This window comes from Cellulomonas sp. plas2 (assembly GCF_057221735.1).
In genome coordinates, this window is sequence record NZ_CM170155.1 from 334,721 (window position 1) to 357,641 (window position 22,921).

Here is a 22,921-nt window from a genome sequence, read left to right on the forward strand (position 1 = left end):
CGGAACGGTGCTGGCGCGGCTTCGTCAGTGGGAGCCGCGATGCCAGAACGCACGCGTTCCTGAGTACAGGAGGGAGGGGTGTGAAACGCGGCCCTCCTCGAACCGACCCGCTTCAGGAGGAACCATGACCACCGCCCATGACGCCCTGCACCGCGTCCTCGACGCCTTCGCCTACGTCACCCTCGCGGCCGGCGAGCTGTCGCACGAGGACCGGCTCGCCGACGTCCTGCCCGCTCTCGACCTGCTCGACCGCACGATGCGCCGCGTCCGGACGATCGTCGCCATGCACCCCGAGACACGGGTCGGCGGACCGGTCCAGGACACCCTCTTCGCGCTCGAGGACCTCCAGGACGCCCGGCACGTCGAGGACACCATCGCTGCGCTCGCGGCACTGCCGTCCGCGCCGGTGCGGCTCACGCTGCGTTCGGACGGCCTGTCGGGACCGGTAGGAGCGATGCTCGGGTCCGCGACGGACGGGCAGGTCCTCACGGCGGTCCCCGACGGCGAGGGGTACCTCGTCGACCTCGCGCCGCTCCTGCAGCGGGTCGCGGACGGACCCGTGGAGGACATGTACCAGGACCAGGACGACTACCGGCACGACTGCGGACGGCAGCACGTCGACGACGACCCCGAGGACTGGGAGCCCGAGGTGCCGGACCGCGTGCTCGCCTTCCGCGACGCGCTGCGGAGCCGACGTCCGGCCTGACGAAGAGGGTCCGGCATCTCGTCGCACTGGAACGATCCGGGGCGGCTCGGACGCTCGGGCGTCGGGCCCAGGACGTAGATGACGGACCACTCTTCCGCCACGGTGACGGCCTGCAGCACGAGCTGGCGTCCGGCCCGCCGGAGGGTCTGCCCGTCGAGACGATCGTCCACCCCGTCCCGCCGGCCTCGGTGGTGAGCTGGCGCCCATCGACATCACTGGCCGTCGGAGGCCCTCGACAGGCAATCGCCTGCTTGCCTATGGTGGGTGAGTGCCCGATCCGCTCCGGGCGTTCGCGGACCCGACGCGGCGCGCGCTCCTCACCGAGCTGCGCGCCCGTGACGGTCAGACGCTGTTCGAGCTGTGCACGCGACTCGCGCAGCACCACGGCCTGACGCCGACCCGGCAGGCCGTGTCTCAGCACCTCGACGTCCTGGCCGAGGCCGGTCTTGTCGACCGCCACAAGGTGGGCCGCACGCTCGTGCACCACCTCGACCTCACCCCGCTGCGGCAGGCGCTCGCGCCGTGGGCGGACCTCCTGCAGCCCGACGACGCACACCCTGAGGAGCACCGTGAAGATCCACCTGACGAGCATCCATGTCGATGACCAGGCGAAGGCGCTGGCGTTCTACACCGACGTGCTGGGCTTCCTGCCGAAGAACGACGTGCCGCTGGGGCAGCACCGCTGGCTGACCGTCGTCTCGCCCGAAGCGTCGGACGGTGTCGAGCTCGTCCTCGAGCCCGACGACCACCCGGCCGCCAAGGCGTACACGGCGGCCCTCGTCGCCGACGGCATCCCCATCACGAGCTTCGCCGTCGACGACGTCGTCGCCGAGCACGCCCGGCTCGAGGCACTGGGCGTGCGCTTCACTCAGCCGCCGGTGGAGATGGGGCCGGTCGTCACCGCGGTGCTCGACGACACGTGCGGCAACCTCGTCCAGATCGCCCAGATGCGCTGACGCCGCTCAGGACTGGTAGTCGACCCCGATGAGCCGGGCGGACGCCTCCCAGAGACCCGCGGCCGCGTGCTCGTCGGTCGCGATCGCGGCGAAGGGCACCCGAGGACGTCCGGCTCCGAGCGCAAGCCGGCGGGGCCCCAGAAGAGTCCGGGGTGCACCGACGGCGACGTGGCGGCGGCCAGGACCGCCACTGCCGCCGGCCCGGCCTCCCGGCCGATGACGGCGGCCGTCGCCCTCGTCTCCGCGCGCACGAGGGGCGACGGCTGCGTCGCGTGCATCGGGTCCGTGCCGGCGAACGGGTACCGGGACTACCCCGAGAGCGCCGTCGCGACTGCGGAGGGCATCCGCTCCCTGCTGGAGATCGGGATGCCGACCGCTGATGAAGGACATGCTGCCCTGCACGCTCGGCGGCCGCACGGAGTCGGGCTGCCCGCCGATCCTCGAGCGCATCGCCCAGCTGCGCGACGAGGTGCAGGCCCGCGCGGACCGGCTCGCCTCGCTGAGCACCTCCCTCACCGCCTACCTCAGGGCCGGCGCCTGACCGACGCCTGACCGAGCCAGAGTGCCGCCTCCTCTCCTGGCGGCACCCGCTGCGCCGGTCCGCCGCACGAGCCCCGATCATGACGGCTGTCCTCGACGACACTCGAGGCCACCTCGATCGGGATCGCGCCGATCCGCTGAGGACGGTGGCCAGCGCGCTCGCAAGACCGACCATGCGGTGCTCCGTCACCGAGCAGCGGCTGGTGCCTTACCGGCCCGTCGTCGGGTCGACCGTCCGCAGGCCCGGGACGGCACGGATGGCCGCGTCCGACGAGACGAGCGGCACCCCTTCGACGAGGGCCTGCGCGACGAGGAGCCGGTCGAAGGGGTCACGGTGCTCCCACGGCATCGAGCCGGCGAGCAGGGCGTGCTCGCCCGAGATCGCCAGCTCCTCGGCCGCGGTCTCGCGGAGCCATGCCGTCCACGTGGGCACCAGGGAGCGCCCGATCTCCAGCTTCCCGAGCCGGGTCTTCGTCGCCACCTCCATCGCGCTCGCCGCCGAGACCAGCAGGCGGTTGCGCGGGTCCCCGAGCACGTCACGCAGCTCCGGATGGACGCGGGTGGGGTCGCCGCGCAGCCACAGGACGACGTGCGTGTCCAGCAGGAAGGTCACTCCCATGCCGCGAGCTCGCCCTCGGGCAGGGGCTCGTCGAACGACGCCGGCACCTCGAACCGCATCGTCCCGAACGGCCGGCGCCACGACAGGTCCACCGGCACGAGGCGTGCGATGGGGGTGCCGGCGCGTGCGACCACCACCTCCTCCCCGCGTTCCACCCGGCTGAGGAGCTCGGAGAGGCGCGTCTTGGCCTCCTGCACGTTCACGGTCACCACCCGTCGAACCAACCAGACCAGGCTGGCGTGGTCAACCGCATGCGGGCCGCCGCGTCACTCCAGGTGCGCGTGCCGCTGTGCGCCTCGCGCGACGAGCCCCGACTCGTACGCCACCACCACCGCCTGCGACCGGCTCGTGAGGTCGAGCTTGGTGAGCACGTGCGCGACGTGGCTCTTCACGGTGCTCTCGCCCAGGTGCAGCGCCCGCGCGATGTCCGCGTTGGAGGCGCCCGTGGCCATCGCGCGCAGCACGTCCCGCTCGCGCGCGGTCAGCCGGTCGAGCGCCGGCGACCGACCGGTTGCAGGGGCGGGCCCGGCGAAGCGCTCGACCATCCGCGCGACGACCGTCGGCGCCACCGTCGGCACCCCCGCCGCGGCGGCGCGGACGGCCAGGACGAGGTGCGCCTGCGGCGCGTCCTTGAGCAGGAAGCCGCACGCCCCCGCCCGCAGCGCGCGGTAGACGAGCTCGTCGGCGTCGAAGGTCGTGAGCACCAGGACCTGCGGCGCGTGCGGCAGCCGCCGGATGCGCGCGGTCGCCTCGATGCCGTCCAGGCGCGGCATGCGCACGTCCATGAGCACCACCTCGGGCGGCGGGACGGACTGCGCCGCCGCCACCGCCTCGACCCCGTCGGCCGCCTCGCCGACGACCTCCAGCCCCGGCTCCAGGTCCAGCAGCAGCCGCAGGCCGGCGCGCACGAGCCGCTGGTCGTCGGCGAGCAGCACCCGCACGGTCCGCGCGGGCTCCGACGCCGAAAGGGCGCTCATGCGGGGGCCAGCGGCAGCTCGGCGCGCACCCGGAAGCCGTGCGGCGCTCGCGGCCCGCTCTCGAACCGGCCGCCGTACAGGCCGACGCGCTCGGCCATCCCGACGAGGCCGTGCCCACCCGCCGCGGCACCCACCGCCCCCGCCCCGGACGCCGGCGGACCTGCGCCGTCGTCCTCCACCTCCAGCTCGACCGCTTCCGCGCCGACGCTGACCGCCACGCGCACGCGCGCGTCCGGCCCGGCGTGCTTCACCACGTTCGTCAGCGCCTCCTGCACCAGCCGGTACGCCGCCGCGTCGACGCCGGGCGGCAGGCGGGTCAGGTCGCCGGCGACGCCGACCTCGACCGGCAGCCCGGCACCCCGCACGCGCGCGACGAGGGTGTCCAGCTGGGACAGGCCGGGCGCGGCGGTCTCGTCGGCGGGCGTCTGCTCGAGGGCGACGAGGCGTCGCACGTCCGCCAGCGCGTCGCGGCCCATGGTCTCCACGACGGTCAGTGCCTCGGCGGCGGCGGTCTCGTCGCCCTGCCGCAGCGCCGCGGAGCCCGCCCGGGAGTGCAGGACGACGACGGCGAGCGTGTGCCCGACGACGTCGTGCAGCTCGCGCGCGATGCGTTCCCGCTCGGCGCGCAGCACGGCCGCGGCCGCGCGGCTCTCCTTCTCGGCTGCACGCGTCCGTGACGCCTGCCGGCGCATGACGCCCCCGACGAGGAGCGGGACCGCGATCCAGGCGCTCGAGACGGCGTCGCTGCCCAGGTCGGGGGTGTCATCGAGCAGGAAGCCGCCCGTCCACGCGACGACGGCCAGCCCGACGACGGCCGTCACCGCGCTGCGCCGGCGGGCGTGCACGACGCCCGAGCCGGCCGCCACGAGCAGCGCGAGGTTCGTCGCGAGCAGCGGCGGCCCCGACGTCAGCAGCGCGACGACCGCGGTTCCGACCACCGCGACGACGGCGACGGGGTGCGACCGGCGCAGCGCGAGGGCCAGGACGGCGGTGGCGGCGAGCACGGCCTCGAGCGGCCGCAGCGGCGCTCGCTCAGCGTTTCGACGACGAGCGCCGCACCGAGCACGAGCACCGGCCCGGCGTCGGCGGCCACCGACGCCGTGCGCCCCGCGCGAGGCCCGGCCATCGGCCCACGGTAGCGGCGCGCCCTGCCGGCCCTCCTCCGCCGAAAGGACGAGACGTCTCCGCAGGACGGGGGCGGTGCCAGCGGCCGGCGCGCTCCTAGCGTCGCCGACGTCCGCTCCTCACCGGCGACGACCCGGAGGCACCCGCCATGACCGACACCCCGTTGACCAGCCGTCCCCTCGAGGCCGACGAGACACGTCACCTCGACCTCGGCCTCCGGGGGCCCACGCCCCGGCTCGCCGACGTCCGCGCACCACGGGCCGCCGCCCTGGCACTGCTCCTCGGGCCCGTGGTGCTCGCGGTGGCCGGCGCCGTCCACCCCGACGTCCCCGGCGACGACGCCGGGCAGATCGCCGCCGCCATCGGCGACGCTGCCGGCGCGTGGCAGGCGTGGGCGGCGCTGCTGCTCGTCGGGACGGTCGTCACCGTGCCCGGCGCGCTGCGGCTGCTGCGGGTCGTCGGGCGCGGCCGGGGGAGCGGGCTCACCTTGGCCGGGGCGGTGCTCCTCGTGCTCGGGGCGGTCGGCGCCGGCGGCTTCGCGGTCGTGAACTCGCTGATGGTGAGCATGCTGCCGCCCACGGGGACGCCGGCGCCGGAGCTGCTCGACGGGCTCGCCCGGTCCGAGACGGCCGACCCGCTCGCCGGTGCGACCGTGCTGCTGTTCTTCGTCGGGGTGCACGTCGGCTGGCCGCTGCTGCTGGCGGGTGCCACCCGCGCGCGCTGGGCGCGGCCGTGGCAGTGGGTCCTCGCGACGCTGGGCAGCGTCGCCGTCTTCGCGCTGTCGGGGCAGACGCTCCTCGTCGAGGCGCTCGGCCTGGGCGCCGTGGCCGTCGCCGCTGCGCCGACCGCCCTCGCACTGTGGCGAGCGGCTCCTTGAGTTCGGACCCGCGCCTGCGTGCGCCGGGTCCGCACCGGGCCGATCCCGGTCCCGGTCACCCCGATGGAGGAGAGTCATCATGAAGAACCGTCTGCGTGCCCTGGTGGTCCTGCTCGTCAGCACAGGCCTGGTCGCGACCGCGGCCACCGCGGCCGAGGCCGGCATCCGCTTCGCGCCGTGATGGTGCCGCGGGCAGCGATCGTCGGGGACGGTCGCGGCCCGCACCGGGCAGGGCCTGCCGCGATGCGCGGCGCTCTGCCACGATCAGCGCGTGACCGCTGCCGGCCCAGACCACGCGGGCGACGAGCGCCACACCGCCGTCGCGGGGCTGGCCTCGCGCCGCCGACGGCTGGCGGCCTGGGTGCTCGACGCCGTGCTCCTCGCCGGGGTGACGTGGTGGGTCGCCGGCGACGGTGTGCAGGCGCCCCTGCCGACGTCGGTGGTGCTGCCGCCGTTCGTGGTGCCGGCCGGGCGGACGGCGCTCGCGCCCTGGGTGGCGCTCGCGGTGCTGCTGGTGCTCCAGGGGCTCACCGGGCAGACGCCGGGGAAGCGGCTGCTCGACGTGGCCGTCGTCGACGACGCGACCCGGCGGCCCGTGGGCGTCGTACGGGTGCTGCTGCGGCAGCTGGCGCACCTGCTCGACGGGATCCTGCTGCTGGGGTACCTGCGCGCGGCGGTGCACCGCGAGCGGCGGACGTTCGCCGACAGCCTGGCGCGGACCCTTGTCGTCCGCGGCGGGTCGGTGGTGCGCGGTCGCGGGCCGGTTCCGCCGGTCGGCGCTCGCCGGGCCACCGTCGCGGCCCTCGTCGTCGTCGTGCTGGGCGCCGGCTTCGCGGTGCCGTGGTCGACGACGGTTCGGACCAGCGACTCGACGGCGCTCGCGTGCAGCTCCGCGGGTGGCGCCGTCGTCGAGGCGGCAGCGACCGCCGACGCCTCGACCTCGCTGACCCAGTGGCGGTGGTGGGTCCGCCGGACGTCCCCGCTCGCGCCGACGACCGTGCGGTGGTCCTGGCCCGACGACGCGTTCGACGGCCGGCTTGTCGGTGTCCACACCACGGTGCGCGACGCAGCCGGTGCGCTCGTCGGCGAGACGACGCTGGGCGGCGATCCGGCGGAGTTCACGTGGGAGGGGAGCCCGTTCGCTCCCGGCGGCGCCATCGTCTCCCTCGACCGAGCGGGTGCACCGCCGGGTGGTTGGCGGCTCGCCAGCACGCTGAAGGTCGACGACGAGGTCGTCGCGAACTGCCGCCTCGCCCTCCGCGCCACCGAGACCTGACCTGCGACGGCGCGCTCGCACTCAGTCCCGCGGGCCGTACAGCCGCGCGACGTCCCGCGAGCCCTGCCACCCCGCGCCTGCACCGCCGAGCCGCGGCCAGCCCTCCGGCGAGTCCTGCCAGTCCTCCTGCCGGCCCCAGGGCAGCAGGTCGACGAGCGGGAACGTGTGGCTGAGCTGCTCGGTGCCGCGGCCGTCGGTGTGCCAGGTGCGGTAGACGGTGTCGCCGTCGCGCAGGAAGACGTTGACGGCGTACCCCTCGTCGGGACCGGCGCCCATGTCGGCGCCAAAGGGGCTGTCCGCGGTCGAGTACCAGGTCATCCGGTTGCCGACCTTCTCGCGGTAGGCCAGCGCCTCGTCGAGCCGCCCCTGCGTCACGACGACGAAGCGCGCGTCCACCGGCTCGAGGAAGTCCAGTCGCGTGTACTGCGACGTGAATCCGGTGCAGCCGCTGCACTGCCACTCCGCGCCGGGCGACCACATGTGGTGGTAGGTGATGAGCTGGTGCCGGCCCTCGAAGACGTCGACCAGCCGGACCGGCCCGTCCTCGCCGGTGAGCGTGTACTCGGGCAGGCGGACCATGGGCAGCCGGCGGCGCTGCGCGGCGATGGCGTCGAGCTCGCGGGTGGCCGCCTTCTCGCGGCGGCGCAGGTCGGCGAGCGCGGCCGACCAGGTGTCCGCGTCGACGACGGGCGGCAGGGCGGTGTGGTGGGCAGCAGCGGTGGACTGGCGTCCTCCCTGGCGGCGGGCACACGATCGGTCAGGGCACCGGCCGCCGGGACTCATCGCGCCCGTGCCAGAAGGCTCAGGAAGGCTCCGCCGCGCGGTCGGCGTGACCCACCGCCATGTCCGGCGCGACGAGATCCCGCAGCCGGCGCTTGAGGTCCGTGATCTCGGGGAACCCGCCGTCGCGCTTGCGGTTCCACAGCGCCGTGCCGTCGACGTCGATGCGGAACACCCCGCCGTCGACCGTCGACGGCACGAGGGTCACACCGCCGAGCACCTGCTCGAACGTCGACAGCAGCTCGCCCTGGTACCACTGCGCCCGCAGCAGCCACCGGCAGCGCGTGCAGTAGGTGATGGTGACCACGGGTCCGCTCATGCGGCCATCCTCCAGCACGGCCGGCCGCTGCGTGCCCGCGCCTCCGTCCGGAGGGCTCACGACCGTGCGCGCTGGGCCGCATCCCGGCGGGGCGACCCGCCCAGCCCGGCGTCACGGGCCAGGGCGACGAGCGCGGGTCGACCGGGCGCACCCGTCTTGGCGAGCAGGGCCGTGACGTGGTTGCGCACGGTCTTCTCTGCCAGGAACAGCTTGCGGCCGATCTCGACGTTGCCGAGACCTTCCGCGACCAGCGCGAGCACCTCGAGCTCGCGAGGCGACATGTCCGCCAGCCCCTGCGGGGAGGACGCCGAGGCGCCGGCGGACGCGAGCAGCCCCGCGACACGACCGGCGAGGAGGGCGTCGAGGTGCAGCTCCCCGCGGGCGACGGCACCAACCGCTCGCGCGATGCCGTCCGCCGCGGACTCCTTCAGCAGGTACCCCCGCGCACCGGCGCGCAGGGCGGCGAGCGTGCTGGCGTCCGAGGCGTCCATGCTCAGGACGAGGACGCCGACGGTCGGGTGGGACGTGGCGAGCGTCCGCGCGACCTCGACGCCCGAGCGGTCCGGCAGGTGCAGGTCCAGCACCACGACATCGGGAGGTGCGGCGTCGACCGCCGCGAGGCACTCCGCCGCCGTGGCGGCCTGCGCCAGCACCTCGACACCCTCCTCGGCGAGCAGCATGGCCAGCCCGCGCCGGTACACGGGGTGGTCGTCGGCGAGGACGGCGGTCAGGCCCACGGCACCTCCCGGTCGTCGGGCGCCACCCGCACGAGGGTGTGCACGCGGCGAACCGGCAGCTCCGCCCGCAGCCGTGTCCCGCCGCCGGGCGCGGACGCGATGTCGACCGTTCCCCCGAGCTCCTCCGCCCGCGCCCGCATCGACGGGACGCCGGCGCCACCACGGCGCCGGGCGGCACCGGCCCCGATGCCGTCGTCACGGACCTCGACCACGAGGGACGGCGCACGCCGGGCACCGGGGGCGTCACCGCCCGGGGCCAGCCGGACGACGGCGCCGGTGGCCCTCGCGTGCCGGCGCACGTTCGTCAGCGCCTCGGCGACGATGCGGTGGGCGGCGTCCTCGACGGCGGCCGGCAGCGGCGCCGGCAGGTCGTCGGCGACCTCGACGGTCACCCGCAGGTCGTCGTCCGACAGCCGCCGCCCCAGCGCGCGCACGGCGTCGACGAGGCCGACCTGGTCGAGCGCGTCGGGCCCGAGGTGGTCGCTGACGCCCCGCACGTCGGCGGCGGCCCCGGCGGCGGTGCGTCGCAGCTCGTCGAGCACGGACCGGGCGCCATCGAGGTCGCCGCGGTCCAGCCGTCGTCGTGCCACCTCGGACTGCACGAGCAGCGCGGCCATCGCGGGACCGACGTCGTCGTGCAGCCGGGTCTGCACCGCGCGGCGCTCCTCCTCCCGCGCGCGGGCCAGGCGGTCGCGGGCCGCGGCCAGGTCCCCCGCGAGGGCGACGGCGGAGACCGCGGCGGCCAGCGGTGCCGCGAGGTCGAGGACGAGCCGCCGCTCGGTCCGGGAGTACCCCTCGCCGGTGGGCCGCGCGACCACCTCGAGCCGGCCGACGACGTCCTCGCCGCTGCGCAGGTCCGCGACCAGCCCGGCTGCGCCCTCGGCGCTCCCCACGAGCACCTCGTCGCCGCGCACCACGCGGACGCCGGGGCTGCGCAGGCCGCGTGCCAGGTCCTCGACGGCGACGGCGAGCGCGCCCCGCGGGTCGGCGCCGCCGGCCAGCAGCTGCGTCGTGCGGTGCAGTGCCGTGTAGGGGTCGCCCGCGGCACCGCCCAGCAGCCGGGACACGATGCGCTGCACGGCGACGCGGGCCGGTGCGAACCCGACGGCCACGAGCGCCGTGGCCGCCACCGACGCGACCCCGCCCCTGAGCCCGAGCAGCTCGGCCACGACCTGGACGACGACGACGTACGCCACCACCACCCCGCCGGACAGCACCAGCCCGACGACCGTCCGGTGCACGACGACCTCGACGTCGTACAGCCGGTACCGCAGCACGCTCACCGCCGCGGCGGCCGGCACGAGCAGCAGCGCCGCGTCCTGGGCGACCGTCCCCGCACGACCGAGCGACGGGGCCGCGAGGACGGTGCCGAGGGCGACCGCCCCGGCGACGAGGAGGGGTGCCACCTGTCGGCGCAGCGTCGGTCCCGCCCGGTGGAAGCGGCGCAGCAGCACGACGACCGCGAGCACCGCCGCCGCCGCCGTGAGGGCCTCGGCGACGAGCACGAGCACGTCCGCCCCGGGGACGGCCACGGGACTGGGCACCTGGGTGCCGGGGCCGAGGGCCACCGTGCCCGTCGTCGCCACGGCGAGCGTGAGCACCGCCCCGCAGGCGAGCGCGCCGACGAGCAGGGTGCGTCGGCACCGCGTCCCCGCGCCGTCGGGCACGACCAGGGGCAGCACGGCCGCCGCGAGGACGAGCCCGGGGACCCACGCCCAGCCGGCGACCCACGCGGCCGCCACCTGCAGCCCTCCGCCGGTGCCGGCCGTGACGGCGGACGCGACCACGGACAGCCCGTCGGACGCCGCGATGCCGGCGAAGACGAGCCCCACGGGGTGCCGAGGCATGCGGGTCAGCAGCAGCGCCGCGACGACCGTGCAGGCCACGGCCATGGTGGCGTCACCGAGGAGGTGCCCGTCGAGCAGGACCTCCGGGACGGGCCGGGGCTCGGGGGCGACGACGGTCGCCGTCACGACGGCCGCGCCGACGACGGCCGCCATGGCGACGGGCGCCGGCCACACCCGTGGCGGTCGGCCGGAGGGCCGTGCCGCCCGGTCGGCCGGCGTCTGCTGCGCCGGCCGTGCGGGGGCAGCCGGGACCGTCGCCGTGCCGTCGGCCGTGGCCCCCGCGGTCATCGACCCAGCGTGGTGCTCCTCGACGGCACGGGTCAACGGCGGGTCGACAGGACCAGGACGGCCCCCCCGGCCGCCCCGACGAGCCCGACGAGCGCCAGCGGCCCCGCGCCGACGGACGCGGACGCCAGCACCCCGACGACCCACAGGCCCACCGCCCAGTGCGGCACCACGCGCGAGCGGAGCAGCCCCGCAGCGAGGGCGAGCATGCCGAGCACGGCCAGCGGGACGGCGAGGAACGACACCGGCAGCGTGGCAGCCGAGCCGTCGAGGGCGGCCCCGAGCCGGACTTGCAGCTCGTCCGGCAGGCCGGCGCGCGCCGAGCCCCACAGCAGGTAGCCCCACAGGACCAGGGAGAGCGCGTTGAGCACCATCGCCAGCACGAGCACCGCACCCCCGCCGAACCTCAGCCACGCGCCGCGGCGGGTCCCGACCCGCCAGAGCGCGAGGACGAAGGGCACGTGCAGCAACGAGGCGAGCGCGTACATCAGGGCCGCCGCGAGGTAGCGGTCCGCCACCGCCGGCACAGCGGCGACCGCTTGCGCCGGGTCCCGCGGCAGCGCGGGCATGAGGGCGTTCCCCAGGACGAGCAGGGGCGGGGCGGCCAGGGCCAGCGCCGTGGTGAGGCGTCGGCGGAGGCCGACGACGGGGTCGGCGTCGTCCTGCGCCCTGTCGAGGTGCAGCACCTGCGGAGCCGCCGGAGCCGGCGCCTGCGTGGCGGACGAGGGCGGGGTGGTGGTCATGCGGCCTCCCGAGGTCGGGCCGGGGCGACGTCCCCGGCCCGCCCTACCGTCCGGGTCCCGACGTCCCGGTCACCAGGGACGCCGGTCCTCGCCGGGGACGGCCAGGGGTCCGGCCTGCCTCATGCGCCGAAATCGTGCGGTCAGGTCCGCAGCCGGGCCGCGGTGAGCGCGTGCCCCAGCCGGACGTGCAGGTCGTGCGGGACCGGCGTCGGCAGCGCGTCGACCGGCCACCACGCGACCTCGTGGCTCTCCGCGCTGGTCAGCGGCGGCACCTCGTCGGCGAACGCGACCCAGCCCGTGTCCCAGTGCGCGCGGCACCGGCCGAACGCGCCGCCGAGCGGGTGCCGGTGCAGGTCGACCGGCGCGTCCGCCCGCAGCTCCAGGTCCGCGATGCCGCCCTCCTCGCGGGCCTCGCGCAGCGCGGCCGCGGGCAGGTTCGCGTCGCCCGGCTCCACGTGGCCGCCGAGCTGCAGCCACAGCCCGGCCTTGCGGTGCAGGGCGAGCAGCACCCGTCGGTGGTCGCGGGTGAGGACGAAGGTGCTCGCCGTCAGGTGCTCCGGCCCGCCGTCGCGGTTCAGGGCCGCTGCCCCGCGCTCGCGGGTGAAGGCGACGAAGGCGTCGCGCTCGGCCCGCTGGTCCGGGTCCGTCGGCTCCCACGCGGCCAGCAGGTCCGCCGTGCGGGCGGCACGCTCGTCGGGCGACGAGACCCCGTCCGCCACCAGGCTCATCGGTCCCGCCGCCACGCCGGCGCTGCGGCGGCCACGGCGAGCGCACCGACCAGCGCCGACTGCAGCAGAACCCACCCCGCGCGTCCGCCGGGGCGCGACCGACCCATCACCGCGCCGACGCGCCGCGACGACATGACCGTCCCCGCCCCGAGCGCCGACATCACCGCGCCGACGCTCAGCGTCGATCCCAGTCCGAACAGCGACAGCGACGACCCCACGGACCCGACCGACGCGATCGACCCCACCGACCCGATCGACAGCACCGACCCGCGGGAGCCGATGCACAGGACGGAGTCCTCCGACGCGATGGACCACCTCGATGCCATGGGCGCCAGCATGCCGTGCGCGAGCCCCGTCGTCGCCGACCATCTCCGAATCGCCGGCGTCGCCGTCGTCCACAGGCCGTCCGGCGGCGTCGAGAGGCCACGGTCCACACTCCGGGCCATGTCGATCGACGTCGCACCTGCCCCGACCACCGCGCCCGTACCGCCTCGTGCTGACGAGGGGGTCGGGCGTCGGACCTTCCGCGTCATGCTGGCCGTCGCGGTCGTCATCGGTGTCGCGGGGGGCCTGCTGTGCGATGAGGAGATGGTCACCGACATGGCCGTCGTCGCCGAAGGGGAGGCGGTGCCGGCGACGGTCGTCGACGTGACGTACCGGGTGCGCGACGACGAGGTCCGCGTCGTCGCCGGCGACCGGCGCATGGCGCTACGAGCACCCGGTGCGCATCTCAGGATCGGTGACGAGCTGGACGTCGTCGTCGCCGAGGCAAGGAGGTCGCCGGTGGCACTCGGTGTGGAGGCGCACTCGTCGGGGTGGAGGACCCAAGCGGTCCTGCGGTGGCCCGCGGCCGTCGGAGCCGGAGCCGTGTTCGCCTTCGGCTCCTTGTGCGTCCTCGGGCCGCTCGTCCAGCTCGCGACGCTGCCCTTCCGGCGCCGGAGGGCTGCCGCTGCTCGTCGCTCGGCCGTCCCTGGTGCCTGACGACGACGGGCCAGGACCTCCGGCACGACTGGTGCCTCGAGGACCTGGCCCGTGGTGTCCCGCCCGACGCGGCGCGAAGCCGGCCGGACGGCTGTCAGAGCGAGACGCGACCGCCGTCGAGCAAGCCCGCGCCCTCGGCCGGCGGCGACTCGAACTGGTCGACGATCTGGTCGAGCTGCTCCTGGTCGAGGCTGCCGAACGCCGCGATGGTGGCCGCGAGCACGACCGCCGACACGACGATCGCCAGGGCGCCCAGGACGATGCCGGTGATCCCGAGCCCGCGGCCGCCGACGAGCTTGCTGCGGCGGACCGCGACGACGCCGAGGATGACGGCGACGATGCCCAGGACGATCGACAGGATGTTCACGAGCGGGATGAGGCAGCCGAGGATCGCCAGGATGCCGAGGACCAGGGCAGCGATGGCCATGCCGTTGCTGCGCGGGGGCTGCGGCTGGCCGTAGCCGCCGGCAGGCCCCATGGCGGGCGACGACCCCGCGGAGCTGCCGTAGCCGCCCGTGCTGTTGTAGCCGCCCGACGCCGGTGACTGGCCGTAGGGCGCCGCCGACGGCTGGCCGTACGTCTCGCCCGCGCCACGGCTCTCGGCGCCGGGCTGGACCTCCCACGGCTCCTGGCCGGAGCCGCGCGGCGGCGGCGGGGGCGTGGACCCGCTGTTGTCGTAGCTCACTGTCGTTCCTCCGGTCGGTCGGGACGGCTGCGGCCCGGGCGCTGCACCTGCGCACCTGCACCCGGGGGTCGGCTGAGCCTCCCACCAGCGCAGGGGCGGCGCTACCCGTCGCCGCAGCCGTCCCTCGTCGGGCGTCAGGGCACCGCCGGCGCGAGCGACGGGTCGTCCTTCGGCGGCAGGACCGGCAGCGGGGTGCACAGCTCCCCGACGACCTGGATGCCCTCGCCGACCAGCTGCACCGTCAGCGTCGTCGACCCGTCGGTGGTGACCGCCGCCGGCGGCTGGACGAGGAACGGACCGACGTACGCGGCCGCCCGGTCGAAGGCCGCCTGCGCCTCCGCCGTCCAGGTCCCGGTGATCTCGACGTCCTTGACGAGCACGAGCTGCCGCGGCAGGTACATGCCCTGCTCGTCGCCCGGCACGTCGGGGACCATCGAGCCGCGTCGCAGGCCCGGCACGTACCAGTCCTCGTCGGCCAGGAGCTCCTCGTTCCACCAGCGGGTCCCGGTGGGACCGATCCGCGTGACGACCACCGAGCAGAACGAGAACCGCACCCGCAGCTCGGTGCCCGTCGTGGTGGTCTGCGTGACCGTCGGCTGCTCGCGCACGTCGGCGAGCTCGACGTGCGCGAGCCGGTCCCGCAGGCGGATCCGGTCGAGGAGCACCCCCCGCACCGGCCGCTCGTCCGGCTCGGGGCCGGGCTCCGCGACGACGACCTCGTCGTGCAGCCGCAGCCGCCCCACGGCGGCCGCCGTCACGGCGGAGCGGGCCAGGGCCGGCCCGGCCAGCGCGTGCAGGCGCACCCCGGCCGGGACGGCGTCGGCCACGGCGACGCGCTTCGGGACGACGGACGCCACCTCCGGCGCGAGCGCCCGGAAACGCCCGAGCTGCTCCAGCCGCAGGCCCCCGGTCCGCTGCACCCGCTCGGCGACGGGCTGCACGAGCACGTCCGCGAGGTCGACGGTCCGCACCGCCTGCTCCGGCGGCGGCAGCTCGACGAGGACCCGCTCGTCCTCGCGCCGGGCCACCGCGACGGCCTCGGCCGCCGGCAGCCGCTCCAGCAGCGCCTCGTCCACCCGGCGCATCTTCCACAGCACCGGGTCGACGGGCCGGGGCGGGGCGGGGGTCGTCGTCGTGGTGCTCTCGGTGACGGTCAGCGCCGTCTCGAAGGTGCGCCACGGCGCCTCCGTCGCGACGGCGAAGTCCGTGGGCTCCACTCCGAAGGGCAGCGCCGCCGGGTTGCCGCCGAGCGCGATGCGCGCCGACCCGATGAGGTCCGCGATGCGGCTGTACGCCGGGCTGTTCGCGGGCACGGCCGGTGTGCCGTACCGCGCCGCGGTGACGTACATGCCCTTCGCCGCCCGTGACCCGATCGTCGTGCCCGGCACGCTCGTCGCGTCGTCCGTGCGCAGCAGGAGGGGGTAGTCGTACTGGTCGGCCACCCACTCCGACAGGCGCAGGGGGTTCACCTGCCCGCCCTGCACCAGGTCGTCGGCCACGGCCTGCCCGGGGTGCATCGCCAGGGCGACGCCCTCGTGCCCGTCCGGGTCGTACGCGGCCAGGATCGCGTCGGTGACCTGCTGCCCCAGGGCGACGAGCTCGTCGCTCACGGCACCGGGGCCGGCTCCGGCACGGGTGCCGGGACCGGGTCGGCCGGGACGTCCTCGTCGGACGCGAGGTTCGGGTCGTCCTTGCGCGGCGCCTCGGGCTGGATCTGGCCGATCCACCCCGCGATCTGCGAGCCCAGCAGCTCGAGCGTGCCGCCGGAGCCGCTGCGCGTGAACCGCCAGCCGCCGGAGCTGTCCGCGCCGGAGGAGAACGCCCCGTCGGACGCGGAGCTCTGGTGCTGGACGCTGCCGCCGAGCCCGAGCCAGCCCACCGACCCGCCGACGGACGTGCTCGACGAGCTCGTGGACCCGCTGCTCGACGACGACGCCTGCTCCCACGCGTCCGCCACGCTGCCGAAGTCGTCGCAGGTGATCTTCACGTTCCGCACGACGACGAACGCCTTGGGGATCATCGGCAGGAGCTTGGGCACGTCACCGATCTGGCCCGCGATGGTGCCGTCGGAGATCGCGCCCTTCTTCTGGCCGGTCAGGTACCAGCCGTCCATGTGGAAGAGGTCGCCGAGCAGCCACGGCCGCTCGATGCTGGCGACGAACCACTCGTACTCGAGCGTCGCGGTGGAGCTCTTGTCCTCGAAGTGGTTCCAGGAGCTCTCCTCGCCCGACGAGCCGTCCGTGTGCGAGTCGGACCGGTAGCCGGCGTTGGCGCTCGCGCCGAAGCCGAACATCGAGAACCCGGCGCTGCCCGACGTCGAGGACGACCGGTTGCGGTAGAAGCTCGACGAGAAGCGGTGCGAGCCGTGGCCGGACGACGCCTCGTAGTGCGAGGAGGACGTCACGACGCGCTGCACACCGAAGTCGCGGTTGGTGTGGTCCCACCAGGAGACCGGGTCGATGTACGACCACGGCACCTTGACCGCGACCGACCCGCCGAGCCCGACGCTGTAGGCGTCGTAGAGCTGGTTGGCCTTGGCGATGAGCGAGGCCGCCGCGTTGCCGCCGATGGACTGCAGCGTCGCCAGCGCGTCCTCGATCTTCTGGCCGCCCATCGCCTTGAGGTCGTTGTAGGCCTGGTCGACGGCGTCCTGCAGCGAGGCGCTGGTCACGGGCCACGACTGGCCGGACACGGGGTCGCTCATCGCCCGCGAGTAGGCGTTGGCGAAGGCGGCGCGGGCGTCGGCGAGGGTCTTGAGGTTGCGCCGGTACTGCGTGTACAGCGGCGTGTAGCCCGTGAGGTTGCCGTCGGCGTCCTGGAGGTAGAGCGTCGCCTGCGCGGCGGCGATCCGGTCCTTGACGTCCTGCGTCGGCTCGGGGATGGGCTCGGCCTGCATGCCCTTGAGCGCCGCGAAGTACTCGATGCTCACCGTGCGCTGCGGCCACGCGACCGCGACGCCGTTGTCGGTGACCATGAGCATGTCGTCGACCCGGCGGGCGGTGTTGAACGCGCTGGAGATGGCGAGCTGGAGCCTCGGGTCCGGGCCGGCGGCCGCGGCCTGGGCGGCGGGGGTCGGCGCGGTCTCCGGGCCGGTCGGCGCGGTCGTCACCGGCGGCGGCGCGAAGACGCCGGTGCTGCTGACGGCGGCGTAGGCGCTGCCGCCCGCCGGGGTCCACGGGTAGGCGTACATCTTCGGGTCCACGGGCTGGCCGATGGGCAGCTGCATGTAGACCGCGGTGGTCGACGGCGAGCCGTCGGGGTTGACGAGCGACGCGGTGACCGCGTCGTGCATCTGGTCCAGCGCGTCGAGCAGTGCCTTGCTCACGGCACCGGTCACGGGCAGGTCGTCTCCGGGCATGGTGTCCTCCGTCGTCACCAGCACCGGTCCGTCCGGTGCTGACGGGGAGGAGCAGCCGCGGCGCCGCCCTGATACATGCGCGTGCGAGGTCACCGGCTCGGCGGCGGCCGCCCTCCGGTCACCCGCGGCCGGTGCGTGGCGGCCCGGTGCGGAGCGGGGTGCCGGCCGCGCTCGGCCCCGGCGTGCCGCTCAGGGCACGCCGGGGCCTGCCGCGCACTCCGCACCAGGGCGCCACCCGGTGCTGCCCGACGACGAGCTGCGGGTCAGCGCAGCTCCGCCTCCGCGCCCGCGAGCATCGCGAACTCCTCCTCCGGGGCGTTGGCGACGAGGTGGTGCCGCGACCACAGCAGGTAGAAGGCGACGAACGCCACCATCACCCCCGCGGTGATCCCGGCGGCCAGCGGGTCGACGACGAACGTCGCGGCGACCGCGACCAGCGAGAGCACGAGGCCGATGCCGGTGGTGACCACCCCGCCGGGTGCCCGGTAGGCCCGCGGCAGCTCGGGCTCGCGGATCCGCAGCACGATGTGGGAGAGGTTCAGCAGCACGTAGGACACGGCCGCGCCGAAGACGGCGATGTTGATGAGCTGGTCGCCGTTGTCGATGACCGCGGCGAGCACGAAGCCGATGGCGCCGGGCACCAGCAGGGCCCAGACCGGGGTCTTGCGGCTGCTCGTCCGCGACATCCACCGCGGCAGGTACCCGGCCCGCGACAGCGCGAACAGCTGGCGCGAGTACGCGTAGACGATGGAGAAGAACGAGGCGACGAGCCCGGCGAGGCCGACGTAGTTGAGCACCGTCGCCAGGGCGGGCGACCCCGCGGCGTTCAGCGCGTCCGGCAGGGGCGAGCCCGACGAGCCCATCGCCTCGGCGCCGCCGATGCCCGGGACCAGCACGAGCACGAGCAGGCCCGTGAACGTCAGCACGCCCATGGCGCCGAGGATCGCCCGCGGCATGTCCTTGGCCGGGTCGTTCGCCTCCTCCGCGGCCAGCGGCACGCCCTCGATGGCGAGGAAGAACCAGATGCCGAACACCAGCGCGCCCAGCGCGCCCGCCCAGCCGAAGGGGAGGAAGGCGGAGGACCCGGCCGCGGCCTCGTCGGGCACGATGTCGAAGAGGTTGTCGGGGTCGAAGGCGCCGATCGCGCCCGCGCCGAACACCAGCAGTGCCAGCAGCGCGACCGCCGTGATGGCGAACATCGCCTTCAGCGCCTCCCCGACGCCGACGAGGTGGATCCCGATGAACAGCGCGAAGCACGCGAGGTACACGGGCCAGCTCGACGTGAGCCCGAAGAGCCCGAGCGACTCGACGTAGCCGCCGATGAACACGGCGATGGCCGCGGGCGCCAGCACGTACTCGACGAGGATCGCGACGCCGGTGACGTACCCGCCCAGCCGGCCGAGCGCTCGTCGGGCGAACCCGTAGCCCGCGCCCGCGGTCGGCAGCGACGACGACATCTCCGCCAGCCCCAGGCACAGGCACGTGTACATGACGCCCATGAGGACGAAGGCGACGAGCATGCCGCCCCACCCGCCGACGGCCAGGCCGAGGTTCCACCCGGAGAAGTCGCCGGAGATGACGAAGGAGATGCCGAGGCCGGCGAGCAGCACCCAGCCGGCGGCGCCCTTCCGCAGCGAGCGCTGCGCGAAGTAGTCGTCACCGGCGGGCGAGTCGCCCGACGAGCTGCCGCCCGCCGGGCGGTCCAGGACTGCGGACATGAGGGGTCCTCCGAGGGGGAAGGGGAGCGGGTGCGAGCGGGGGGAGAGGAGGGGACGCGCGTCAGGCGTCGAGCAGCCACGTGGGGCTGGCGAGGAAGCGCTCGGCGCAGAGCAGCGCGCCGGTGACCTGGTCCTGGAGGGCCGGCGGGAGCGCGTCGATGCGGTGCGTCGTCGTCCAGCCGAGCATCTGCAGGCGGCGCAACATCGCCAGTGCCCCCGCGTGCCGCAGGTCGGCCGCGGTGAGCGGGGCGACCTCGCGGTAGCCGGCCACCCAGGCCTGCGCCATGGCCGGCGCGTACGGCTCGGCGTCGACGAAGGACAGCGACGCGGCGAAGTCGTACAGGTAGTACGACCAGCCGCAGTCGTCGAAGTCGATGACGGTGAGGTGGTCGGTCCCGGCCATGATGTTGGAGGGCCGGAGGTCGGCGTGGATGAGTCCCCACGTCGCCGGCGTGCGCTCGAGGTCGGCCAGCAGCGACAGGGCGCGGGACTGCGCGCCGGCCAGGAGGGCGTGCTGGCCCGGGTCGACGACGGCGTCCTCCCACCGGCCCCAGCGGGCGGTCGGCCCGACCATGTCGGGCAGGTCCCACGTGAAGCGCGTGAACCCGTAGGGCGGCTGCCACGTGCGCGAGTGCTGGTGGAACACGGCGCTCCACCGGCCGATGGTCCGGTAGTACGGCGTCGGGTCGGCCAGGTCCTCGAGCACCGTCCCCTCGACGAACCGCGTCGACACGACCGTCCAGCCGTGCCCGCGGTCGTCGCGCACGACGGCGTGGACGGGGCCGCGCTGCGTGGGCACGGGGGCGATGAGGTCGACGTCGTCGAGGTCGTGCAGCGACCCGAGCCAGGCGAACTCCGAGGCGATGGCCTCCGGCCCGCCGACGTACCCGGGCTGCGAGACGCGGACGACGCCGACGGGCCGGCCGTCCAGGTCGAGGCGGAACGTCGCGTTCTCCGAGACGGTGATGAGCGTGACGTCGACGCGCTCGCACTGCAGGCCCCAGGCGGCGCAGACGCCGCGGTGCAGCCAGTAGGGGGCGGGCGCGCCCTTGGTCAGCGCGTCGAAGGCGGCGAGCGACGGCGCCCCGACGGGCGGGGCCGGCTCGGCGGCGGTGGCGGTCATGGTGCTCCTCGACAGTCCTGGCGCCCGCCGGGGGGCGGGACGGTCCTGCGGGAGGGGAGCGGGCGGCTCGGGACGCACCCTGGCGGGACGCGCGGCTCGTCGTCCAGCCCCGCGGGGCCGCCGCAACGCAGGTTTTACCGGGACCGGGCGCGGCAACGAACCGTTCACACCCGTGGAGGATCCCGTTACCTCGACGTCACGGCGCGCGCCCGACGAGCGGGGCGTGCGCGCCCAGGATGGTGCCGACGCCGGGCGCACCCGGCGGGGAGGGGCCGGGCGGCTCCCTCAGGCAGAAGGCGCACCGCGCACCCGCGCACCCGCGCGCACCCCCCGTACAGAGGACCTCCCGTGGCACAGCTGTCGAGCATCATGGACACCAACGCGTTCCGCCCCGACGCGCCGGGCACCGCGGCCGACGAGCGCACCCTCGCGATGACCCGCCGGCGCGCGGAGCTGCTCGGCCCCGCGTACCGCCTCTTCTACTCCCACCCCGTGCACCTGGTGCGGGGTGAGGGGTCGCACGTGTGGGACGCCGACGGCCGCCGCTACCTGGACGTCTACAACAACGTGGTCTCGCTGGGGCACTGCCACCCGGCCGTCGTGGAGGCGGTCCACCGGCAGATGCAGGTCCTCAACACGCACACGCGCTACCTGCACGAGGCGATCCTGCGCTACGCGGAGGACCTGCTGGCGACGATGCCGACGCCGTCGCAGGGGCAGCGGGTCGGGCACGTCATGTTCCAGTGCACGGGCTCGGAGTCGAACGACCTGGCGATCCGGGTGGCGCGCGCCGCGACCGGCCACCAGGGCGTCATCGTGACGACGGAGGCCTACCACGGGGCCACGGACCTGACCGCGCAGGTGTCGCCGGCGCTGGGGTCCGGGGTGGTGATCGGCGACTTCGTGCGGCTCGTCGCCGCCCCGGACCCGTACCGGGAGGGCGAGGGCGCCGCCGCGCGCTTCGTCGCGGACGTCGTGGCGGCGGCCGCGGACCTGGACGCGGCGGGGCTGGGCGTCGCCGCGCTGCTCGTCGACAGCATCTTCTCCTCCGACGGCGTGCAGCCCGGTCCCGCCGGGGCGCTGCAGGGGGCCGTGGACGCCGTGCACGCGGCGGGCGGGCTGTTCGTCGCCGACGAGGTGCAGCCCGGGTTCGCGCGGACGGGCGAGGCGTTCTGGGGCTTCGCGCGGCACACGCCGGACGCGGACGTCGTGACCACGGGCAAGCCCATGGGCAACGGCATCCCCGTGGCGGGCATGGCCGCGCGGCCGGACGTGCTGGCGGCCTTCGCCGAGCGGTTCCCGTACTTCAACACCTTCGGCGGCAACCCGGTCTCCATCGCGGCGGCGCAGGCGGTGCTGGACACCCTGCGGGCGGAGGACCTGCAGGGACGCGCGCTGAAGCTCGGCGGCCGGCTCCTCGAGGAGCTGCGGGGGCTGGGTGCGCGGCACGAGGCGGTGGGCGACGTGCGCGGCGCCGGGCTGTTCGTCGGGCTGGAGCTGGTGACCGACCGCGCGACCCGGACGCCGGACCGGGCGCTGGCGCTGCGGGTCGTCGACGAGCTGCGCGAGCGCGGCGTCCTGACCTCTGTCGCGGGTCCCGGCGGTAACGTGCTCAAGCTGCGTCCCGCCCTCACGTTCGCGGAGGCGGACATCGACTGGCTCGTCGGCGCCCTCGACGACACCCTCACGGCCCTGCGGGCCTGACGGGCGCGCGGGCGGCGCTCGCGGCCCCGGCGTGCGGAGGTCACCGTGGCGGACCCGGGCGAGCGGGAGCCGTCGCCGGCGGTGGCGTCCGTCGTCGTGCGGCTGCGGCGCCTCGTCGCGGACGGCGGGTACCGGCCGACCGAGCGCATCGGCGACGAGCGCCGGCTGGCCGAGCGGCTCGGCGTCCCGCGCTCGGCGTTGCGGGGAGCGCTGGAGGTCCTCGAGCGCGAGGGGCGCGTACGGCGCAAGATCGGCCGCGAGGGCGGGGTCTTCGCCTCCGACGGCAAGATCGAGCGGCAGGTGGACACGGCCGAGTCCGTGCCGGACATCCTGCGGCGGCAGGGCATGACGTGCGGCACGGCGGTACTGTCCGCACGGCTGGCGACGGCGACGCCGACCGAGGTGCGGGCGCTCCGGTTGGACGACGACGGGGGCGGCGCTCGCACGGGCGCCCACGTCGTGCGCGTCGTCCGCACCCGCAGCGCGGACGGCGTGCCGTGGTCGCTGGAGACGTCCGTCGTGCCCGCGCACCTGGCGCCCGGGCTGCTGCAGCACGACCTGTCGACGTCGCTGTACCGCGTGCTGCACGAGCACTACGGGCTCGGACCGGACGTCTCCGAGGAGACGATCGACGTGGTGCAGGCGGACGACGAGCAGGCCGGCCACCTGGGCATCCCGGCCGGCGCGCCCGTGGTGCGGGTGGTCCGCGTGGCACGCACGGGGACGGGTGTGCCGCTCGAGTACGCGGTCGACCTGTTCCGGGCGGACCGGACGCGGCTGCACACCCGCAAGGTCGGCTACGTCGCGCTGGCCCGGACGGCCGGCACCGGCGGCTGA

At 75.6% G+C, this 22,921-nt stretch carries 24 protein-coding genes; 9 read left to right on the plus strand and 15 right to left on the minus strand.

The genetic code is table 11. The features are described from left to right. The first annotated feature begins 124 nt into the window (after positions 1 to 124). The 4 genes from AC2TDM_RS01475 (at position 125) to AC2TDM_RS01490 (ending at position 2,203) form a co-directional block, all read left to right on the plus strand. Positions 125 to 706: a hypothetical protein gene (locus tag AC2TDM_RS01475; RefSeq protein ID WP_484635613.1), complete on the plus strand. Its 582-nt coding sequence runs from the start codon at positions 125 to 127 to the stop codon at positions 704 to 706. Between the two features lie 268 nt (positions 707 to 974). After that, entirely contained in the window at positions 975 to 1,310 is a 336-nt protein-coding gene (locus AC2TDM_RS01480; protein ID WP_484635614.1) for an ArsR/SmtB family transcription factor, read from the plus strand. Then, positions 1,276 to 1,662 carry a VOC family protein gene (locus AC2TDM_RS01485; RefSeq protein ID WP_090034475.1) on the plus strand — a complete coding sequence of 129 codons (387 nt, stop codon included), beginning with the start codon at positions 1,276 to 1,278 and terminating at the stop codon, positions 1,660 to 1,662. The genes AC2TDM_RS01480 and AC2TDM_RS01485 overlap by 35 nt, the downstream gene beginning before the upstream one ends. Before the next feature lie 379 nt (positions 1,663 to 2,041). Then, entirely contained in the window at positions 2,042 to 2,203 is a 162-nt protein-coding gene (locus AC2TDM_RS01490; protein ID WP_484635615.1) for a hypothetical protein, read from the plus strand. A gap of 207 nt (positions 2,204 to 2,410) precedes the next feature. Here the strand turns inward: AC2TDM_RS01490 and AC2TDM_RS01495 are convergent, their stop codons facing one another. Genes AC2TDM_RS01495 through AC2TDM_RS01510 form a run of 4 tightly spaced genes read right to left on the minus strand, consistent with a single transcriptional unit; the run spans position 2,411 to position 4,802 of the window. Continuing rightward, positions 2,411 to 2,821 (minus strand): type II toxin-antitoxin system VapC family toxin, encoded by a 411-nt coding sequence (locus AC2TDM_RS01495; RefSeq protein WP_484635616.1) that lies wholly within the window; start codon positions 2,819 to 2,821, stop codon positions 2,411 to 2,413. Then, a complete protein-coding gene (locus AC2TDM_RS01500; RefSeq protein WP_090034477.1) occupies positions 2,812 to 3,033 on the minus strand; it encodes a type II toxin-antitoxin system Phd/YefM family antitoxin in 222 nt (73 codons plus the stop codon). The genes AC2TDM_RS01495 and AC2TDM_RS01500 overlap by 10 nt, the downstream gene beginning before the upstream one ends. Positions 3,034 to 3,087: 54 nt before the next feature. Beyond that, positions 3,088 to 3,798 carry a response regulator gene (locus AC2TDM_RS01505; RefSeq protein WP_484635617.1) on the minus strand — a complete coding sequence of 237 codons (711 nt, stop codon included), beginning with the start codon at positions 3,796 to 3,798 and terminating at the stop codon, positions 3,088 to 3,090. Next, positions 3,795 to 4,802: a sensor histidine kinase gene (locus AC2TDM_RS01510; protein ID WP_484635618.1), complete on the minus strand. Its 1,008-nt coding sequence runs from the start codon at positions 4,800 to 4,802 to the stop codon at positions 3,795 to 3,797. The genes AC2TDM_RS01505 and AC2TDM_RS01510 overlap by 4 nt, the downstream gene beginning before the upstream one ends. Before the next feature lie 269 nt (positions 4,803 to 5,071). Here AC2TDM_RS01510 and AC2TDM_RS01515 point away from each other — a divergent pair, with 269 nt between their 5' ends. After that, positions 5,072 to 5,800, plus strand: coding sequence for a hypothetical protein (locus tag AC2TDM_RS01515; protein WP_484635619.1), 729 nt, complete (start codon positions 5,072 to 5,074; stop codon positions 5,798 to 5,800). Between the two features lie 271 nt (positions 5,801 to 6,071). Then, complete coding sequence (locus AC2TDM_RS01520; RefSeq protein WP_484635620.1) at positions 6,072 to 7,076, plus strand: RDD family protein; 1,005 nt, start codon at positions 6,072 to 6,074, stop codon at positions 7,074 to 7,076. A gap of 21 nt (positions 7,077 to 7,097) precedes the next feature. Here AC2TDM_RS01520 and AC2TDM_RS01525 read toward each other — a convergent pair whose 3' ends face one another. The 6 genes from AC2TDM_RS01525 to AC2TDM_RS01550 all read right to left on the minus strand — a co-directional run bounded on the left by AC2TDM_RS01525 (position 7,098) and on the right by AC2TDM_RS01550 (position 12,515). Further along, positions 7,098 to 7,859 carry a DUF899 domain-containing protein gene (locus AC2TDM_RS01525; protein WP_090034482.1) on the minus strand — a complete coding sequence of 254 codons (762 nt, stop codon included), beginning with the start codon at positions 7,857 to 7,859 and terminating at the stop codon, positions 7,098 to 7,100. Positions 7,860 to 7,878: 19 nt separating this feature from the next. Beyond that, positions 7,879 to 8,175: an Rdx family protein gene (locus AC2TDM_RS01530; RefSeq protein ID WP_090034483.1), complete on the minus strand. Its 297-nt coding sequence runs from the start codon at positions 8,173 to 8,175 to the stop codon at positions 7,879 to 7,881. Positions 8,176 to 8,231: 56 nt separating this feature from the next. Further along, on the minus strand, positions 8,232 to 8,912 hold the full coding sequence (locus tag AC2TDM_RS01535; RefSeq protein ID WP_090034484.1) for a response regulator transcription factor: 681 nt from the start codon (positions 8,910 to 8,912) through the stop codon (positions 8,232 to 8,234). Further along, positions 8,903 to 11,047, minus strand: coding sequence for a sensor histidine kinase (locus tag AC2TDM_RS01540; RefSeq protein ID WP_090034485.1), 2,145 nt, complete (start codon positions 11,045 to 11,047; stop codon positions 8,903 to 8,905). The genes AC2TDM_RS01535 and AC2TDM_RS01540 overlap by 10 nt, the downstream gene beginning before the upstream one ends. A gap of 32 nt (positions 11,048 to 11,079) precedes the next feature. Next, a complete protein-coding gene (locus AC2TDM_RS01545) occupies positions 11,080 to 11,787 on the minus strand; it encodes a hypothetical protein (protein WP_090034486.1) in 708 nt (235 codons plus the stop codon). A gap of 140 nt (positions 11,788 to 11,927) precedes the next feature. After that, on the minus strand, positions 11,928 to 12,515 hold the full coding sequence (locus tag AC2TDM_RS01550) for an NUDIX hydrolase (protein ID WP_090034555.1): 588 nt from the start codon (positions 12,513 to 12,515) through the stop codon (positions 11,928 to 11,930). Positions 12,516 to 12,647: 132 nt separating this feature from the next. Between AC2TDM_RS01550 and AC2TDM_RS01555 the strand changes: the two genes are divergently transcribed. Beyond that, positions 12,648 to 13,496: a hypothetical protein gene (locus AC2TDM_RS01555; RefSeq protein ID WP_484635621.1), complete on the plus strand. Its 849-nt coding sequence runs from the start codon at positions 12,648 to 12,650 to the stop codon at positions 13,494 to 13,496. Positions 13,497 to 13,590: 94 nt separating this feature from the next. Here the strand turns inward: AC2TDM_RS01555 and AC2TDM_RS01560 are convergent, their stop codons facing one another. The 5 genes from AC2TDM_RS01560 to AC2TDM_RS01580 form a co-directional block, all read right to left on the minus strand. Continuing rightward, a complete protein-coding gene (locus AC2TDM_RS01560) occupies positions 13,591 to 14,181 on the minus strand; it encodes a DUF4190 domain-containing protein (RefSeq protein WP_090034489.1) in 591 nt (196 codons plus the stop codon). 134 nt (positions 14,182 to 14,315) lie between these two features. Beyond that, positions 14,316 to 15,791, minus strand: coding sequence for a hypothetical protein (locus tag AC2TDM_RS01565; RefSeq protein WP_090034491.1), 1,476 nt, complete (start codon positions 15,789 to 15,791; stop codon positions 14,316 to 14,318). Continuing rightward, a complete protein-coding gene (locus tag AC2TDM_RS01570) occupies positions 15,788 to 17,539 on the minus strand; it encodes a hypothetical protein (protein ID WP_484635622.1) in 1,752 nt (583 codons plus the stop codon). Before AC2TDM_RS01570 ends, AC2TDM_RS01565 begins: the two co-directional genes overlap by 4 nt. Positions 17,540 to 17,802: 263 nt before the next feature. Beyond that, entirely contained in the window at positions 17,803 to 19,257 is a 1,455-nt protein-coding gene (gene eat / locus AC2TDM_RS01575; protein WP_484635623.1) for an ethanolamine permease, read from the minus strand. 61 nt (positions 19,258 to 19,318) lie between these two features. Next, positions 19,319 to 20,380 carry a phosphotransferase enzyme family protein gene (locus AC2TDM_RS01580; RefSeq protein WP_484635624.1) on the minus strand — a complete coding sequence of 354 codons (1,062 nt, stop codon included), beginning with the start codon at positions 20,378 to 20,380 and terminating at the stop codon, positions 19,319 to 19,321. A 348-nt stretch (positions 20,381 to 20,728) separates the two neighbouring features. Between AC2TDM_RS01580 and AC2TDM_RS01585 the strand changes: the two genes are divergently transcribed. Next, positions 20,729 to 22,084, plus strand: a complete 1,356-nt coding sequence (locus tag AC2TDM_RS01585) for an aspartate aminotransferase family protein (RefSeq protein WP_484635625.1) — start codon at positions 20,729 to 20,731, stop codon at positions 22,082 to 22,084. 45 nt (positions 22,085 to 22,129) lie between these two features. Next, the gene (locus AC2TDM_RS01590; RefSeq protein ID WP_484635626.1) at positions 22,130 to 22,921 is read left to right on the plus strand and encodes a GntR family transcriptional regulator; all 792 of its coding nucleotides are present in this window, start codon (positions 22,130 to 22,132) and stop codon (positions 22,919 to 22,921) included.

Coding starts and splice junctions, on each gene's coding strand:
- AC2TDM_RS01475 (WP_484635613.1), top strand. CDS start 125: ATGACCACCGCCCATGACGCCCTGCACCGCGTCCTCGACGCCTTCGCC.
- AC2TDM_RS01490 (WP_484635615.1), top strand. CDS start 2,042: ATGAAGGACATGCTGCCCTGCACGCTCGGCGGCCGCACGGAGTCGGGC.
- AC2TDM_RS01495 (WP_484635616.1), bottom strand. CDS start 2,821: ATGGGAGTGACCTTCCTGCTGGACACGCACGTCGTCCTGTGGCTGCGC.
- AC2TDM_RS01505 (WP_484635617.1), bottom strand. CDS start 3,798: ATGAGCGCCCTTTCGGCGTCGGAGCCCGCGCGGACCGTGCGGGTGCTG.
- AC2TDM_RS01515 (WP_484635619.1), top strand. CDS start 5,072: ATGACCGACACCCCGTTGACCAGCCGTCCCCTCGAGGCCGACGAGACA.
- AC2TDM_RS01525 (WP_090034482.1), bottom strand. CDS start 7,859: ATGAGTCCCGGCGGCCGGTGCCCTGACCGATCGTGTGCCCGCCGCCAG.
- AC2TDM_RS01530 (WP_090034483.1), bottom strand. CDS start 8,175: ATGAGCGGACCCGTGGTCACCATCACCTACTGCACGCGCTGCCGGTGG.
- AC2TDM_RS01540 (WP_090034485.1), bottom strand. CDS start 11,047: ATGACCGCGGGGGCCACGGCCGACGGCACGGCGACGGTCCCGGCTGCC.
- AC2TDM_RS01545 (WP_090034486.1), bottom strand. CDS start 11,787: ATGACCACCACCCCGCCCTCGTCCGCCACGCAGGCGCCGGCTCCGGCG.
- AC2TDM_RS01550 (WP_090034555.1), bottom strand. CDS start 12,515: ATGAGCCTGGTGGCGGACGGGGTCTCGTCGCCCGACGAGCGTGCCGCC.
- AC2TDM_RS01555 (WP_484635621.1), top strand. CDS start 12,648: ATGACCGTCCCCGCCCCGAGCGCCGACATCACCGCGCCGACGCTCAGC.
- AC2TDM_RS01570 (WP_484635622.1), bottom strand. CDS start 17,539: ATGCCCGGAGACGACCTGCCCGTGACCGGTGCCGTGAGCAAGGCACTG.
- eat (WP_484635623.1), bottom strand. CDS start 19,257: ATGTCCGCAGTCCTGGACCGCCCGGCGGGCGGCAGCTCGTCGGGCGAC.
- AC2TDM_RS01580 (WP_484635624.1), bottom strand. CDS start 20,380: ATGACCGCCACCGCCGCCGAGCCGGCCCCGCCCGTCGGGGCGCCGTCG.